The organism is Nocardia sp. CDC159 (genome assembly GCF_023740735.1).
GTDB classification, from domain to species: domain Bacteria; phylum Actinomycetota; class Actinomycetes; order Mycobacteriales; family Mycobacteriaceae; genus Nocardia; species Nocardia pulmonis.
Genome location: NZ_JAMRXH010000002.1, coordinates 180,090 through 195,635, shown reverse-complemented (window position 1 = coordinate 195,635; position 15,546 = coordinate 180,090). Strand labels below are relative to the sequence as shown.

Here is a 15,546-nt window from a genome sequence, read left to right as displayed (position 1 = left end):
CCCGCCGCGGCACGGGCGATTCGACGTTAGGCTCCCCGTCTGATCGTGCTGTGAACCAATCGTGAGAAAAGTGTGAGGGCCGTCACGTGACGGCCCGGCTCGGTCAGGCCGCCTGGCAGCTGCTGGCGACGTCCTCGAAGATCTGCTTCACCACATCGCCGGTCTGCGGATTCTCCTGCAGCAGCGCGGCGGTCTGGGGATCGTTGGTGACGCGCTGCTCGATCTCGGCGCGGCGCTCGGCGATCTTCTGCTGCCGCTGCTCGACCGGTACATCCAGGATCGCGGTCAGCTGATCCATCTTCTCCTGCGGCAGCGCGGCCACCAGCTGCGGGTACTTCGCGTTCATCGTCGCCTTGAACTGGTCGGCCGAGCAGGTGGTGTTGGCCAGCGGGTCCAGGTAGTCGGCCACACCCGCGGTGGCGGTGCCGGGCGCCACCAGGGCCGCGGCGGCGGCCAGCCCGCCGAGGGTCAGGGCCGTCCGGGTGAATCGAGCACGCAACGAGATCATCAATGTTCCCTTTCGTCCGAAACGTCTGCGGAACTATCTCTTTCGGTGCGCCGGGAAGACTTCGGCGCGTCCAGACCCTACGGGCACACGGCGATTCGCGTGGGAAACGACACCGATGCGGACACTGAGAAAACTATGAGGGAGATCACCGCGGGACGGTCTCGTCGGCCACCTTCGGATCGGCGGTCTCCCCGCCGAGGGTGTCCGGCTGGTCGGCCCGGGCCGCGATGAGCTGGTCCTCGAGCGCGACGAGCACCGACGGATCCTCGATGGTCGCGGGCATCTCCCAGCTCTCCCCGGAGGCGATCTGCCGGATGGTGCGGCGCAGGATCTTTCCCGACCGGGTCTTGGGCAGTGCCTGCACCACGACCACGTCGTGCAGCGTCGCGATCGCGCCGATCTGCTCGCGCACCCGCGCGATCAGCTCCTCGCGCAGCCGCTCGGGATCGACCTCGACATCCGCCTTGAGCACCACGTACGCGATCGGGCGCTGACCCTTGAGCTCGTCGGGAATGCCGATGACCGCGCATTCGGCCACCGCGGCGTGCCCGGCGACCGCGGCCTCGATCCCACCCGCAGACAGCCGGTGCCCGGCCATATTGATCACGTCGTCGCTGCGGCCGAGGACGTAGAGATAGCCGTCCTCGTCGAAGTAACCGGAGTCGCCGGTCAGGTAGTGGCCGGGGTAGGTGGACAGATACGACCGGGCGAACCGCTCGTCGTCGCCCCACAGCCCGGTCAGGGTGCCCGGCGGCAGCGGCAGGCCGATCACGATATTGCCCTCGGTGCCGGTGGGGACCGCATCGCCCTCGTAGTCCAGCACCCGCAGCCGATAGCCCGGCACCGGCACCGACGCCGAACCCGGCTTGATCGGAAGCTCCTGCAGCCCCAGCGGATCCGCGCAGATGGGCCAGCCCGTCTCGGTCTGCCACCAGTGGTCCACCACCGGGCAGTCCGGCCGATCGGCCAGCAGCGTGTTCCGGGCCCACTCGTAGGTGGCCGGATCCAGGCGCTCCCCGGCGCAGAACAGCGCGCGCAGCGAGGACAGGTCGTGGCGGTGCGCGGCCACGGCGTCCGGATCGGCGCGGCGGATCGCCCGCAGCGCGGTCGGCGCGGTGAACATCACGTGCACGCCGTGCTGTTCGACCAACCGCCAGAACGTCCCCGCGTCCGGGGTGCCGATCGGCTTGCCCTCGTAGAGCACGGTCGTCGCACCCACCAGCAGCGGCGCGTAGACGATGTAGGAGTGCCCGACCACCCAGCCGATATCGGAGGTGGTCAGCATGACCTGCCCCGGGCCGACGTCGTAGATGTTGCGCATCGACCAGCTCAGCGCGACCGCGTGCCCGCCGTTGTCGCGGACCACGCCCTTGGGCTTCCCCGTGGTGCCCGAGGTGTAGAGGATGTAGAGCGGATCGGTGGCCGCGACCGGGACCGGATCGGCGGGTTCGGCGTCGCGGACCATGTCCTCCCAGTCCAGCCATTGCGCCGCAACGGTTTCCGAGGAGCCGGGTAGATGGTCGGTCGGCACGCTGAACCGGATGGTGGCGAAGCCCGCCCGCTGCTTGACCACCACATGCCGCGGCGCGGTCGTCTCGACCTCGTCCAATGCCGCCATCACGATCGGCGGGTACTCGATCCGCTTGCCCGGCTCCAATCCGCCCGAGGCGGTGACGATCAGCACCGGCTCGGCATCATTGATGCGCGCGGCCAGCTCGTGCGCGGCGAATCCGCCGAACACCACCGAGTGCACCGCCCCGATCCGGGCGCAGGCCAGCATGGCGATCACGGCCTCGGGGATCATCGGCATATAGATGACGACGCGGTCGCCGGTCCGCACGCCCAGCCGCAGCATCGCCCCCGCGAAGGTGGCGACCTCGTCGAGCAACTCGGCGTAGGTGTAGACGAGTGTGGCGCCCGTCATAGCGGAGTCATATATTAGGGCGGGTTGGTCAGCGCGACCGCCGGTCGGACCGAGAGCACTGCTCGCCTCGTCTCCCGTCGAGCCCTCTTCCGATGTGAAATCGCGCACATGCCGATCGAGGGCGTTGTAGGAGGTGTTCAGGCGAGCGTCCGGGAACCAGCGGGCCGTCGGACGGGCGGTGCTGTCGAGGATCGTTTCAGGCGGAACATCCCAGGTGATGGCCTGAGCCGCGGTACGCCAGAAGTCGGAGGGATCTACCAGGCTCGTCTGGTACGTAGGCCGGTACTCCTGCTTCGCGTTCAACCGTGTGACTCCCTGCCTCGCTTCGATGCCCGCCTCGATAGATCTGCCTGATTGTGGCAGACTTCACGCGACGTCCGGGCGGACGCCGCGACCTTCGATTTTGTCCGAAACGGGCAGGTCAACGACCGGTGGTTGCCAAGAGGTCACACAAGAAGTTATTGATCCGTTAGAATCGCATGTCACATATTTCGGCCGTCATTGACGCAATTTCTCGGCCAGCCGCAGTTCTCGGCCTGCACAGCCTGCCGAGCCGCGCGTGCGATCGCGGGGGCTCGCTGATTGCGCGTGGCTGGGGCCAGTTTGGAAAGTGAGTGGGAGATGCGTGACGCCGCTAGGTCCGGCAACAAGCGTTGGGCGCTTAGCAACTGGGACCTGCGCTGGAAGGTTACGGCGGTGCTGGCCGTGCCCCTCCTCGTCGCGGTGGTGCTCGGTGCATCCAGGATTGCGGCACAGTTCGGGGAGTCCAGCGAGCTCGCCGAGGCCGTCAGGCACGTGCAGACGATTCCGGCCGTAACCAATCTGAGTGGTCAGCAGGGTGTCGTCGCGACCGAGCAGATGATCATGCTCGGCCCCAATCAATCGCTTGTGCAGGAGGCCGACCTCACCGCGCTCGACGGCGCGCTCGCGGCCGCCGAGAAGGCGGCGCCGCGGTTGGACGGCGTTCCGGGCGGGCGCGAGGCGATCGACAAGATGATCGCCGGTGCCAAGGCGATCCGGCAGCAGGGCACCGCGCCGTCGAAGAACATCGACGAGGCCATCGCCCAGGAAGAGGCGATCCGGCAGAACAGCGTCCGCACGGCCGAGGCGATCACCCAGACCGTTTCCGACCCGAAGGTGGAGGCGGCCAAGCTTCGCCTGGTCGATTCGCTGAACACCCGTGCGGTGATGGTGCAGGAGAGCGCCGCGATGGCCAAGGTGCTGCGCCATCGCACCGCCATGGAAGCCGCGAAGCAGGCCAAGGACACCCAGGCCTTCGAAGCCGCCGCCGCGGCGGCGCGCGACGGCGTTCGCGACTTCCTCGTCGCGGCGAGCACCGAGCAGCAGATGCTCGCCATCATGGCCAACCGCTTCCCGGCCACCGACGTGCTCATCGCCGAGCTGAAACAGCTGGTGGAAACCCGAATTCAGGTGGCCAAGAGTACGGACTTGGCGGTCGGAAACCTGCCGCTGCAGGATCTGCGCCAGTCCGCCGTGGACAGCCTGGACCGCTATCAGAAGATCGTCGACAGGTCGAGCTCCGAGGTCATCGCCCGGGTCGACACCCTTGCCGACGACGCCCGCTTCGATGCCATCCGCTATGCGGTGATCGTCGTGCTGACCATCCTCGCCGCGCTCATCCTCGCGGTGATCATGGCCCGCTCGATGATCGTGCCGCTGCGCCGCCTGCGTCTGGCCGCGCTGCGCGTCGCCGAGCACGACCTCGGGCACGAGGTCTCCCGACTGCGCGACGGGGCGAGCCCGGAAGACGTTCCGCTGGAACCGATGCCGGTGCACACCGAGGAGGAGATCGGCCAGCTGGCCCGCGCCGTCGACGACATCCACGGGCAGGCGCTGCGCCTGGCCGCCGATCAGGCCGCCATGCGTACCCAGGTCAACGACATGTTCGAGACCCTGGCCCGGCGCTCCAAGTCCCTTGTCGACCATCAGCTCTCGCTCATCGAGGCGATGGAGTACGACGAGAAGGATCCGCGCCTGCTGGAGAACCTGTTCCGGCTGGACCACCTCGCGGCCCGCATGCGCCGCAACGGTGACAACCTGCTGATCCTCGCCGGTACCCGGCAGCGGCGCAGCAAGTCCGCGCCGGTCGAGATCGCCGACGTGCTGCGCGCGGCCATCTCCGAGGTGGAGGACTACGAGCGCGTGAAGCTCGGCGCCACCCCGCGCGGCGCCATCACCGAACCGGCCGCCTCCGACCTGGCGCACCTGTTCGCGGAGCTATTGGACAACGCGCTACGCGCCTCGCCGCCGGAAACCGACGTCAAGTTCACCTTCGCCCAGGCGCACGACCAGGGCCTGCTCATCGAGGTCGCCGACCGCGGCATCGGTATGCCCCCGGCCGAAATGGCCGAGATCAACCGGCGGCTGGAGAGCACCGCCGAGGTCGGCCCCGACACCGCGCGGCACATGGGCCTGTTCGTCGTCGGCAGGCTGGCCGAGCGGCACGGGCTGACCGTGCGGCTGCGGCCGACCTTCGACACCGCGCGCGATCCGGGCGTGACCGTGACCGTGCACGTGCCCAAGGCGCTCATCGTGGCACCCGCGGGTGGTTCGCTGACCGTGCCGCCGCAGCCGACCCAGCAGACGCCGACCCCGCAGGGCCCGAGCGCGCCGTCCTCGATGCAGATGCGCGCGGTCACCCGCACGCCGAGCGGCAATGTGATGGTCACCGTGGATCCGCATGGCAGCGGACCGATCCCGGCCGGGGAACGGGGCGATCGGGCGGCCGCGGCCAATGGCACCGCCGCCAACGGCGCGGCCGCGCCCGGCAACGGACTGCCGCAGCGCCAGCCCGGCACCGCGATTCCGGGTGGGCTACCGCAGCGCCAGCCCGGCGCCAACGGTCCGACCGTGCGGCACGGCCTCGCCGACGCCGGCAAGGGCGGGCTGCCGCAGCGTGATCCGGGCGCCGGTGGCGTGCCGCCGCGCGAACCGGGCGTCGGCGGTCTGCCGCAGCGCGGTTCGACCGGTCTGCCGCCCGCCGGTCCCGGCGGTTTGCCGCAGCGGGAGTCGGGTGCGGCCGCGCCCGGACCGCGCGAGCCGGGTGGCAGCGGACTCCCCGCGCGCGAATCGGCGGCCAACGGTCTCCCGGCACGCGAGCCCGGTTCGTCCGGTTTGCCGCAGCGCCAGCCCGGCGCGAACGGTGTTCCGGCGCGCGAGTCCGGTAGTGGCGGCCTGCCCCAGCGCGGGGCCAACGGTCTGCCGCAACGGGATTCGGGCAAGGGCCTGCCCCAGCGTGAGGGCTCGCCCACCGGGTTGTCCCAGGATGCGGGTGCGCCGGGCCTGCCGTCACGTGACGTGGGGTCGAGTGGTCTGCCGTCCCGCGAGCCTGGTGCCACCGGGCTGCCCAAGCGTGACGCCGGGGCATCGGGGCTGCCGCAGCGCGGTTCGACCGAATCCGGCCTGCCGTCACGGAGGTCGAGCGAATCCGGTCTGCCGTCGCGTGGTTCGAGTGAGTCGGGTCTGCCGTCGCGTGGTTCGAGCGAGTCCGGTTTGCCGTCGCGCGGTTCGACCGAGTCGGGTCTGCCGCCGCGGAGGTCGAGCGAGTCCGGTCTGCCGTCGCGCGGCTTGACCGAGTCGGGTCTGCCGTCGCGTGGTTCGACCGAGTCGGGTTTGCCGTCGCGCGGTTCGACCGAGTCGGGTCTGCCGTCCCGGAGGTCGAGCGAGTCCGGTCTGCCGTCGCGTGGTTCGACCGAGTCCGGTCTGCCACAGCGGGGCTCCACCGAGTCGGGTCTGCCGTCGCGGGATTCGGGCTCGATCGGCCTGCCGCAGCGGGGCAAGGGTGACTCCGGGCGCACGCCGCGCGAGCCGGGCAGCGCCGGTCTGCCGCAGCGCGAATCGGCCGATTCGGGCGCGTCGGCGGCGGATCCCGGCGCGATCGGCCTGCCGCAGCGCGGGTCGAGCGAATCTCGCCTGCCGCAGCGCGGGGCGACCGGCCTGCCGCAGCGGGACTCGGGCGGCAACGGTCTGCCGCGCCGCGAGGGCGGGAGCAACGGTCTGCCGCAGCGCGGCGGTAACGGCCTGCCGCAGCGGGATTCGGGATCGACCGGACGGCACTCCGCCGCGGCCGGTCTGCCGCAGCGTCAGCCGGGGGCCGGCCTGCCGCCGCGTCCCGCGCCGACGCCCGGACTGAGCCTGCCGAATGCCGAAGGCCCGGCGGACAAGTCGGCCGAGGCGGGCGAGGGCCGCGAGCGGGGTCGGCACAGCTTCCGGGCCAATCCGCAGAAGGCGGCCTCGTTCTTCCAGACCCGGTTGCAGCCCACGGTGGAATCCGGGGGCTCGATGGACAGCCCGATCTTCGCTGAGATGATGTCGGCGTGGTTGGCTGATCCGAATCCGGACCGGTCCCAAGTGGCCGCCTCCTTCGAATCACCGGGTGATGAAGGCTGGCAAGCTGCTCGGCGGGCCGTGGAGGCGCAGCCGGAGAAGCGAACCGCGGCCGGATTGCCGCAACGCGATCCGGGCAACCGGCTCGTTCCCGGTGGAGTCACCGGAAACGCCGACCGCGCACCGCGTCGTGACCCAGAATCCATCAGGTCAAGTCTGAGTCGTCACCAGCAGGGCGTCCGGGATGGCCGCGCAATGAGAGCAATGAACCTAACCGGAGATAAAGGAGACCGATGAACCCCGATCTAGGTGGTACGAACCGTCAGCTGGATTGGCTGGTTTCGAACTTCGCCAACGAGGTTCCGGGCGTCGCTCATGCCGTGCTGGTTTCGGCGGACGGTCTGTTGATGGCCGCGAGCGCTCAGTTGCCCGTCGACCGTGCCGAGCAGCTGTCGGCTGTGACCGCAGGACTCGCCAGCCTTTCGGTGGGTGTGTCGAATCTGTTCGAAGGCGGCACGGTGCTGCAGTCGGTCGTCGAGATGGAACACGGCTACCTACTGCTGATGGCGGTCGGCGACGGCTCCTATCTGGCGGTGCTGACCAACACGTCCTGCGACATCGGACAGGTGGGATACGAGATGGCGTTGTTGGTCGAGCGAGTGGGCCAGACAGTTCAGGCCACACCTCGCGTCACGATGGGTTCCTGATGGTGGGATGGACATAGACAACCAGCGCGTGGGGAGCGAGCCAAGCCTCGTCCGCCCGTATTCACTGACCTCCGGTCGCACGCGGCCGAAGGTGGATCTGGCGTTGGAGGCGCTCGTCGCATCGCATCCGGTCGCCCTCGAGCGGCAGTTCGAACTCACCAACATCGAGACGTCAATCGTGGAGTTGTGCAGAGAATCGCCGTCTGTCGCCGAGGTGGCGGCCCGGTTGGGTATTCCCATCGGGGTGGCGCGAGTACTCGTGGCCGACCTCATCGAGGCCGGCCATGTACGAGTTTCGGCGACATTGAAAGACGATTCGAGCGACGATGAACGTCGCGAGCTGATCGAAAGGGTTCTCAGTGGACTCCGGCGTATTTGATTCGACGGCCCAGGTCGACACCCGGACCAGCAAGCCCACCTCGGCCAAGATCGTGGTCGCGGGTGGCTTCGGTGTGGGTAAGACGACCCTGGTCGGTGCAGTCTCGGAAATCGTTCCGCTGCGCACCGAGGCCCTGGTGACCAATGCCAGTGTCGGCGTCGACAGCCTGGCGGCGGTGCCGTCGAAGGCCACCACCACCGTGGCCATGGACTTCGGCAGGATCAGCCTCGCCGATGACCTGGTGCTCTACCTGTTCGGCACGCCCGGCCAGTACCGCTTCTGGTTCATGTGGGACGACCTGATCCGCGGCGCCATCGGCGCGGTGGTGCTGGTCGACACCCGCAGACTGGAGGACAGCTTCGCCGCGGTCGACTACTTCGAGGCGCGCAGCCTACCCTTCCTGGTGGCCATCAACGAGTTCGACGATGCGCCCCGGTACCCGATCGAGGACATCCGCCAGGCGCTCGCGGTGCCCGCGGATGTTCCGATCCTGTCGATCGACGCTCGCCGCCGCGAGCCGGTGAAGCAGGCACTGGTCTCGGTGACCGAATACGCACTGCGCAAGGTCGTCCAGGGCTACTGAATCGGTCTGCACCGCAGCGGGTTCCGGAGCTGCGGTGTGGGCCGGTTAGGCTGCGCGGGTGACGATCTCGGCGCGGCAGCTGCTGGACGGTGTGCTCGACCCCGGCTCGTTCCAGAGCTGGGATCGTCCGCCACCGGTGGTCGCCACCTCGGCCGAATACGACGCCGAGCTGCGTGCGGCCAGGGCCCGGTCCGGCGCCGACGAGTCGGTGCTGACCGGCGAGGGGCGACTGCGCGGACGGCGGGTGGTCGTGATCGCCTGTGAATTCGGCTTTCTCGCCGGATCCATCGGCGTCGCGGCGGCCGAGCGAATCGTGGCCGCGGTGGAACGCGCGACCGAACTGGGCCTGCCGCTACTGGCATCCCCGGCCTCCGGCGGCACCCGCATGCAGGAGGGCACGGTCGCCTTCGTGCAGATGGTCAAGGTCGCGGGCGCGGTGGCCGCGCACCGGTCGGCCGGACATCCGTATCTGGTATACCTGCGCAATCCCACGATGGGCGGAGTATTCGCCTCGTGGGGATCGCTGGGGCACATGACCTTCGCCGAGCCCGGCGCCCTGATCGGCTTCCTCGGCCCCCGCGTCTACCAGGCGCTCTACGGGCACTCCTTCCCCGACGGCGTACAGACCGCGGAGAATCTGTATCGCCGCGGGGTGATCGACGGCGTGGTCCCGCTGCCGGTCTTCCGACGAATCGTGCACCGGGTCCTGAACGTGGTGAAAGGCCCCGAGCGACAGGCGTTTCCCCCGGACCGGGCCGCGGCCCTGCCGAATGCGGCGGCCCCGTCGTCGAGTCCTGCCGTCGTCGAGCCGCGTGCGGCGGCCCCTGCCGTCATCGAGCCGAGTGCCGCAACCTCGCCGTCGAGCCCTGCCGTCGCCGTGCCAACATCTGGCGGGACCGATCATCCGGAAAGCCCGGCAGCACAACGGAACTCGGCGGATTCCACCTGGCGCTCCGTGCTGGCCTCCCGGCGACCGGGCCGGCCCGGCATCCGGGCGCTGCTGCGCCGAGCCACCGATCGAGTTCCCCTGAGCGGCACCGGGCAGGGCGAATCCGATCGCACCGTGGTGCATGCCCTGGCCCGACTGCGTGGCCAGCCCTGCGTGATCTTCGGCCATGACCGTGCCGGGCAGACCGGTGAGAACACCATGGGCCCGGCCGCTTTGCGCGAGGCCCGCCGCAGCATGCACCTGGCGGCCGAACTCGGGCTGCCGCTGGTGCTGATCATCGATACCGCGGGGGCGGCGCTGTCGCGCGAGGCCGAGGAGCGCGGCCTGGCCCCCGAAATCGCCCGCTGCCTGGCCGATCTCGTCATGCTCGACACCCCGACCATCTCGGTCCTGCTCGGCCAGGGCAGCGGTGGGGGAGCGCTCGCGCTGCTGCCCGCCGACCGGGTCCTCGCCGCCGCCAACGGCTGGCTGGCCCCGCTGCCGCCCGAGGGCGCGAGCGCCATCGTCCATCGCGACACCGCGCACGCCCCCGAACTGGCCGCCGCACAACGAATCAGCGCACCGGATCTGCTCGCCGACGGAATCGTGGACCGCATCGTCCCCGAAAACCCGGACGCCGCAGACGAACCCCTCGACTTCGCCCACCGCATGACCACCGCCATCGCGGCCGAACTGGCCACCCTCCGTACCACCCCCGTCCCCCGCCTCCGCGCCCTCCGCCAGGCCCGCTACCGCCGCCTGCCGAACTAGCCGCACCCCTTCTCGCCGCTCGCACCCGTTGCGGCAGGCCACAGGGGGTGCGAGGTGCGGGAAAGGGTGCGGCCGAGGGGATCAGGGTTCGGGGTCCGGGTCGGGGCGGGTCCAGCCGAGGATCATGCCGGGGGCGCAACCACCCGCCAGCAGCGCCGCCAAGGCCATCGCGCCCCCGGCGTACGCGGTGCGAAAAGCGTCGGCCTCCGGCAGGAACGAGCCGACCATGATCAGATAGAACACCGGCAGGATGGTCAGGGACTGGGTGACGGCCAGGCCGATCGAGCGCGCGGCATTGCGTTGGGCGATCTCCAGTTCATCGAGGGCTTGAGCCGGTGCGCTGTCGTGTCGTTCGCAGGCGATGCGAAGCATGCTCCAGGCGGGGAGAAAGATCACCATCGCGGGGAGCAGGATGTATGGCGCCCACCGCAGATCGAAGGCACAGAGCAGCCCGGTGACGAAGAACGCCGCGATGGCCGCGGCGACCGCCACGACCAGCGCGCGCCGCCGCCCGCGCGTGCGCCAGCCCGGGAGCATTCCCGCGGTGCGGCGGCCCAGCGCCTCCCAGCGCCGAACGCGCATATCGGTGTATCGGTCGATCAGACCGAGTCCTGCCTGTGTCATGACCGTTTTTCCTCTCCTGCATCCAGAGGCCGCACACGCGCATAGACCTCCGCGGACAGCGGCGTGAATTCGGTACGGGAGAACACCGCCTCGATCGGCAGCCCGAACACCTCGCAGATCCGCATGGCCAGATCGAGGCTCGGATAGTGATCGCCGCGCTCGAGCGCGCCGATCGTCTGCGGATTGACGTTCACCGCCTGGGCCAGCGCCGCGCGGGTCATGCGATGTTCGGCACGCAAGACCGCGATGCGGTTGTAGATCGGTAGGGTTTCTCCCCTTCTCACCGGACTCACACAACGAATTGTTGTAAAAACCCAACGCCCTGTCAAGCGAGGGCGAACACACAGACCGGGTTGTTTGACCGCTCGGAGAACCGCTTCTACCGTCGGAATGTGACCTTCAAAAGCGAGAGCAGCGCAACCCCCTCGGTAGTCCTCAACGACGGCAATGTGATTCCGAAGCTCGGGTTCGGTGTTTTCCAGGTCCCGCCGGACGAGGCCGTCGCCGCCGTGACCAAGGCGTTGGAGGTCGGCTACCGCAGCATCGACACCGCCGCCATCTACGGCAACGAGGCGGAGGTGGGCCGGGCGATCGCCGATTTCGGACTGCCGCGCGACGAGGTCTACATCACCACCAAGCTGTGGAACTCCGAGCAGGGCTACGACTCCACCCTGCGGGCCTTCGACGAGAGCATGGCCAAACTCGGCCTGGACTACCTGGATCTGTACCTGATCCACTGGCCGGTGCCGCGCGCGGACCGCTACGTCGACACGTTCCGCGCCTTCCAGGCGCTGAAGTCGCAGGGCCGGATCGGTTCGATCGGCGTATCCAACTTCACCGTCGACCACCTCGAGCGCCTGATCGGGGAGACCGGTGAGGTGCCGGTGGTCAACCAGATCGAACTGCATCCGACCTTCACCCAGGCCGAACTGCGCGCGTACCACGCCGAGAAGGGCATCGCGACCGAGGCGTGGAGCCCACTGGGCCAGGGCGCGGAGCTGAAGGATCCGACCATCGTGGAGATCGCGCAGCAGACCGGCCGCACCCCGGCGCAGGTGATCATTCGCTGGCATCTGCAACTGGGCAATGTCGTGATCCCGAAGTCGGTGACGCCCTCGCGGATCGCGGAGAACTTCGACGTGTTCTCCTTCGAGCTAACCTCCGAGCAGATCGAACGCATCTCCGCACTCGACAGCGGCAACCGCATCGGCGGCGACCCGGAGACCCTGACCCTCGGCGTCGACGATCTGGACTGAGCCCTACCGGCGCACCGGCAGGCTCAGGTATTCGGTCAGTTCCACCGCCGCCGCCCGCCCCGCGCGGTTGGCGCCGACAGTGCTGGCCGACGGCCCGTAACCGATCAGATGGATGCGCGGATCGGCGGCGACCTGGGTCGCCAGGCGTCCGGTCATGGTGATCCCACCGCCCGGCCCGCGCAGTCGCAGCGGCGCCAGATGATCGAGGGCGCTGCGAAAACCGGTGCACCACAGGATGACCTGTGCGGGCTGGAAGCTGCCGTCGGCCCAGCGCACGCCGTCGGGTTCGATGGCGGCGAACATCGGATGCCACTCGAGCGCACCCCGCGCCCGGGCGGCGCGCACGCGGTCGTCGATCGGCAGCCCCGTCACCGACACCACCGATCGCGGCGGCAGCCCGCGCCGCACGCGCTCCTCGACCATCGCCACCGCGCGGCGACCCGCCTCGGGCGTGAAAGGCCCCTCCCGCCAACGAGGTTCGGTGCGCGAGACCCACGTGGTCGTGGTCACCCGCGAGATCTCGTCGAGCAGCTGCACCGCCGTGATGCCCGCCCCGACTACCACCACATGCGTGCCCGCGAACTCCGCCGCGGTCCGGTAGTCATGGGCGTGCAACTGGCGGCCCGCGAAGGTCTCCGCGCCGCGATAGTAGGGGATGAAGGGCTTGTCCCAGGTGCCGGTCGCATTGATGATCCCGCGCACGCGCAGCTCGCCGCCCGGCTCCGCGTTCGCGTCCAGATCGGCTGGCGCGGTTGGTGATTCGCCCGGATTACCGTTCGGCGTGCCGACCGCTCGCCGCGTGGTCTCGGCATGCAGGAAACCGTCCACCTCCGCCTGCGGGCAGGTGGACGGGGTAGCCCGGTCGCACACCACCCGCACCGAGACCGGTCGGCGCACCCGCAGCTCGAAGCGCTTCTCGTACAGCTCGAAATAACGCGGCACGGCCGCGGCCGCGGGCACATCCTCCGATCCCTCCGGCAAGGCCTCGGCGAATGCCATGCCCGGCAGGTCATGGACCCCGTTGACCGTGCTGAGCGTCAGCGACGGCCAGCGGAACTGCCAGGCCCCGCCCGCGCCGGGGGCGTGATCGACAATGAGAAAATCCTGGGCGGGCCGCAATCCCAGACGTCGCAGGTGGTAGCCGACCGACAGTCCGGCCTGTCCGGCGCCGATCACCAGGATCTCGAAATCGGGGACGGTCACCGGCGTCACCCTACGCGGGGTGCGTCGGGTACGGGGAAGCAACCTTACGCCGCATACAGTGAAGGAAACCTACACCGCACCACAGGGGAGGCCAGATGCTCGGAGTGAGCCGCGATGGGGACGTGGTCACGATCGAACTGCAGCGCCCGGAGCGCCGCAACGCCCTCAACGAGGAGCTGGTGACGCGGCTGCGCACGGCCGTGTCCGAGGCCGCGGCGACCGCCCGGGTTATCGTGCTGACCGGTCAGGGCCCGATCTTCAGCGCGGGCGCCGATCTGTCCGGCGTCTACTCGCAGAACTTCCTCGGTGGGCTGCTCGACATGCTGCACACCATCGAATCCGTGCCGGTTCCGGTGATCGCCGCGATCAACGGCGGCGCGCTCGGCGCGGGCGTGCAACTGTCGTTGGCGGCGGATCTGCGGGTGATGAGCTCCGACTCCTACCTCGCGATTCCGGCCGCGAAACTCGGTCTGTCGGTAGACGGTTGGACCGTGCGGCGGCTGGCCGCGCTGATCGGCGGAGGACCGGCGCGCACCATCCTGCTGGGCGCCGAATCGGTGTCGGCCGCCGACGCCTACACCTTCGGCTTCGCCAATCGAATCGGCACGCTGGCAGACGCGCAGGCCTGGGCGAAGTCGATCGCGGAGCTGGCTCCGCTGTCGCTGCGGCATATGAAGCTGGTGCTCAACGACGACGACACCCACGACGTGGACACCCCTGAGCAGCGGGCCGCGCTGGAGGCGGCCTGGACCAGCGCCGATGCCCAGGAAGCGCGGGCCGCCCGGGAAGAAAAGCGCGCGGCGAAGTTCGTGGGGCGTTGATGGGCGCGCGCACCGTATTCGGCCTCGTCCGCCGGGCCGCCCTCGGGGTCGCCGGAGTGGTCGGATTGACCTGGGTGGTGCGGGCCGCGTGGGGCATTCCCTCGGCCATGGGCGCGTCGGTGTCGGCGATCGCTCCCGTCGCCGCCTCCTCGGCGCGCTATCGCAACCGTCAGTTCCACAACACCGAGCCCGGCACCCAGGTCGCGCCGGGATCGGCGCTGTCGCTGGTGCTTTCGGCCATGACCCGGCATCGGGTGGGCCGCCCGCCGGGCCAGATCCCGCTCACCACACCGGAAGTGCCCGAGCGGCCCGGCGATCTGGCGGTCACCTGGTACGGCCACGCCTCCACCCTGGTCGAGGTCGACGGCTATCGGATTCTCGTCGATCCGGTGTGGAGCGAACGGGTTTCGCCGTCGCCGGTGGTCGGCCCGGCACGCATGCACCCGGTGCCGGTGACGCTGACCGAGCTGCCGCCGGTGGACGCGATCGTCATCTCCCACGATCACTACGACCATCTCGACCGGGAGACCGTGCGGGATCTCACCCGCACCCAGGACGCGCCGTTCGTGGTGCCGATCGGCATCGGCGCACATCTGCGCAAGTGGCGGGTCCCCGAGCGGCGCATCGTCGAATTGGATTGGGGCGCTTCGTATTGCCTGACCGGGACCGGTCCCGGTGCGGGCGATCTCGTGCTCACCTGCACCGAGGCCCGGCACTTCTCCGGCCGCGGCCTGATCCGCAACACCACGCTGTGGGCGTCGTGGGTGTTCGCCGGGCCGACGCGGCGGGTCTACTTCGGCGGCGACACCGGCTACACCACGGCCTTCGCCTCGATCGGTGAGGCATCCGGTCCGTTCGATCTGACGCTGCTGCCCATCGGCGCCTACGACGTGCACTGGCCGGATGTGCACATGAATCCGGAGGAGGCGGTCCGCGCGCACGCCGACGTCTGCGGCGGCGATCCGGGCCACGGGCTGTTGGTGCCGATCCACTGGGCGACCTTCAATCTCGCCTTCCACGGCTGGTCGGAGCCGGTGGAGCGGCTGGTGGCCGCGGCCAAGGCGGCCGGAACCACGGTCGCGGTGCCGCTGCCGGGTCAGCGGATCGATGCCAATGCGATATCACCGCAGGTCCGCTGGTGGGAAGATGTCCGGAAGGTAAGTGACGAGGACCGATGAGTAAGGAGTAGCGCTGATGAGTCTGCTGGATACGCTCAAGGGCTTGGTCGGCAAGGGCCGGGAGGCGGCGTCGGAGAACGCGGACAAGATCCACGGGGCCGTGGACAAGGCCGGGGGGATGATCAATCAGAAGACCGGCGGCAAGTACGCCGACAAGATCGAGAAGGGCACCGAGGCGATCAAGAAGGCCGTTCCCGAGCAGGGCGGCGCCGCCCCCGCCCAGCCGACTCCGCCGCCCGCGCCCGAGCCGCCGACCCCGCCCGTGCCGCCCGCGGGGGACAAGCCGCAGGGCTGATTGCGCACCGTGACGGGCCGTT

At 69.6% G+C, this 15,546-nt stretch carries 14 protein-coding genes; 9 read left to right on the top strand and 5 right to left on the bottom strand.

The window, feature by feature from the left end; all coding sequences use genetic code 11:
- Positions 1-103: 103 nt before the first annotated feature.
- Both NDR87_RS04610 and NDR87_RS04605 read right to left on the bottom strand, forming a co-directional pair.
- Positions 104-508, bottom strand: coding sequence for a hypothetical protein (locus NDR87_RS04610; RefSeq protein WP_251910041.1), 405 nt, complete (start codon positions 506-508; stop codon positions 104-106).
- 145 nt (positions 509-653) lie between these two features.
- Complete coding sequence (locus tag NDR87_RS04605; protein WP_251910042.1) at positions 654-2,735, bottom strand: AMP-binding protein; 2,082 nt, start codon at positions 2,733-2,735, stop codon at positions 654-656.
- A 318-nt stretch (positions 2,736-3,053) separates the two neighbouring features.
- Here NDR87_RS04605 and NDR87_RS04600 point away from each other — a divergent pair, with 318 nt between their 5' ends.
- From NDR87_RS04600 to NDR87_RS04580, 5 genes are read left to right on the top strand one after another with little or no spacing between them, the layout of a single operon-like run.
- Positions 3,054-7,076, top strand: a complete 4,023-nt coding sequence (locus NDR87_RS04600; RefSeq protein WP_251910043.1) for an ATP-binding protein — start codon at positions 3,054-3,056, stop codon at positions 7,074-7,076.
- The gene (locus NDR87_RS04595) at positions 7,073-7,486 is read left to right on the top strand and encodes a roadblock/LC7 domain-containing protein (RefSeq protein ID WP_011207200.1); all 414 of its coding nucleotides are present in this window, start codon (positions 7,073-7,075) and stop codon (positions 7,484-7,486) included. The genes NDR87_RS04600 and NDR87_RS04595 overlap by 4 nt, the downstream gene beginning before the upstream one ends.
- A 7-nt stretch (positions 7,487-7,493) precedes the next feature.
- Positions 7,494-7,865 carry a DUF742 domain-containing protein gene (locus tag NDR87_RS04590; RefSeq protein WP_251910044.1) on the top strand — a complete coding sequence of 124 codons (372 nt, stop codon included), beginning with the start codon at positions 7,494-7,496 and terminating at the stop codon, positions 7,863-7,865.
- Positions 7,846-8,448 carry an ATP/GTP-binding protein gene (locus NDR87_RS04585; RefSeq protein WP_251910045.1) on the top strand — a complete coding sequence of 201 codons (603 nt, stop codon included), beginning with the start codon at positions 7,846-7,848 and terminating at the stop codon, positions 8,446-8,448. The genes NDR87_RS04590 and NDR87_RS04585 overlap by 20 nt, the downstream gene beginning before the upstream one ends.
- A gap of 58 nt (positions 8,449-8,506) precedes the next feature.
- Positions 8,507-10,147 carry a carboxyl transferase domain-containing protein gene (locus tag NDR87_RS04580; protein ID WP_251910046.1) on the top strand — a complete coding sequence of 547 codons (1,641 nt, stop codon included), beginning with the start codon at positions 8,507-8,509 and terminating at the stop codon, positions 10,145-10,147.
- A gap of 81 nt (positions 10,148-10,228) precedes the next feature.
- Here the strand turns inward: NDR87_RS04580 and NDR87_RS04575 are convergent, their stop codons facing one another.
- Positions 10,229-10,771, bottom strand: coding sequence for a hypothetical protein (locus NDR87_RS04575; protein WP_251910047.1), 543 nt, complete (start codon positions 10,769-10,771; stop codon positions 10,229-10,231).
- Entirely contained in the window at positions 10,768-11,064 is a 297-nt protein-coding gene (locus NDR87_RS04570; protein WP_251910048.1) for a helix-turn-helix transcriptional regulator, read from the bottom strand. Before NDR87_RS04570 ends, NDR87_RS04575 begins: the two co-directional genes overlap by 4 nt.
- A 99-nt stretch (positions 11,065-11,163) precedes the next feature.
- Here NDR87_RS04570 and NDR87_RS04565 point away from each other — a divergent pair, with 99 nt between their 5' ends.
- Entirely contained in the window at positions 11,164-12,027 is an 864-nt protein-coding gene (locus tag NDR87_RS04565) for an aldo/keto reductase (protein ID WP_251910049.1), read from the top strand.
- 3 nt (positions 12,028-12,030) lie between these two features.
- On the opposite strand, the gene NDR87_RS04560 is transcribed toward NDR87_RS04565, so the two are convergent.
- Entirely contained in the window at positions 12,031-13,239 is a 1,209-nt protein-coding gene (locus tag NDR87_RS04560) for an FAD-dependent oxidoreductase (protein ID WP_251910050.1), read from the bottom strand.
- Positions 13,240-13,325: 86 nt separating this feature from the next.
- Between NDR87_RS04560 and NDR87_RS04555 the strand changes: the two genes are divergently transcribed.
- From NDR87_RS04555 to NDR87_RS04545, 3 genes are read left to right on the top strand one after another with little or no spacing between them, the layout of a single operon-like run.
- On the top strand, positions 13,326-14,051 hold the full coding sequence (locus tag NDR87_RS04555) for an enoyl-CoA hydratase (protein ID WP_251910051.1): 726 nt from the start codon (positions 13,326-13,328) through the stop codon (positions 14,049-14,051).
- Entirely contained in the window at positions 14,051-15,229 is a 1,179-nt protein-coding gene (locus NDR87_RS04550) for an MBL fold metallo-hydrolase (protein ID WP_251910052.1), read from the top strand. Before NDR87_RS04555 ends, NDR87_RS04550 begins: the two co-directional genes overlap by 1 nt.
- A gap of 16 nt (positions 15,230-15,245) precedes the next feature.
- Complete coding sequence (locus tag NDR87_RS04545; protein ID WP_372494096.1) at positions 15,246-15,524, top strand: antitoxin; 279 nt, start codon at positions 15,246-15,248, stop codon at positions 15,522-15,524.
- Positions 15,525-15,546: the final 22 nt, after the last annotated feature.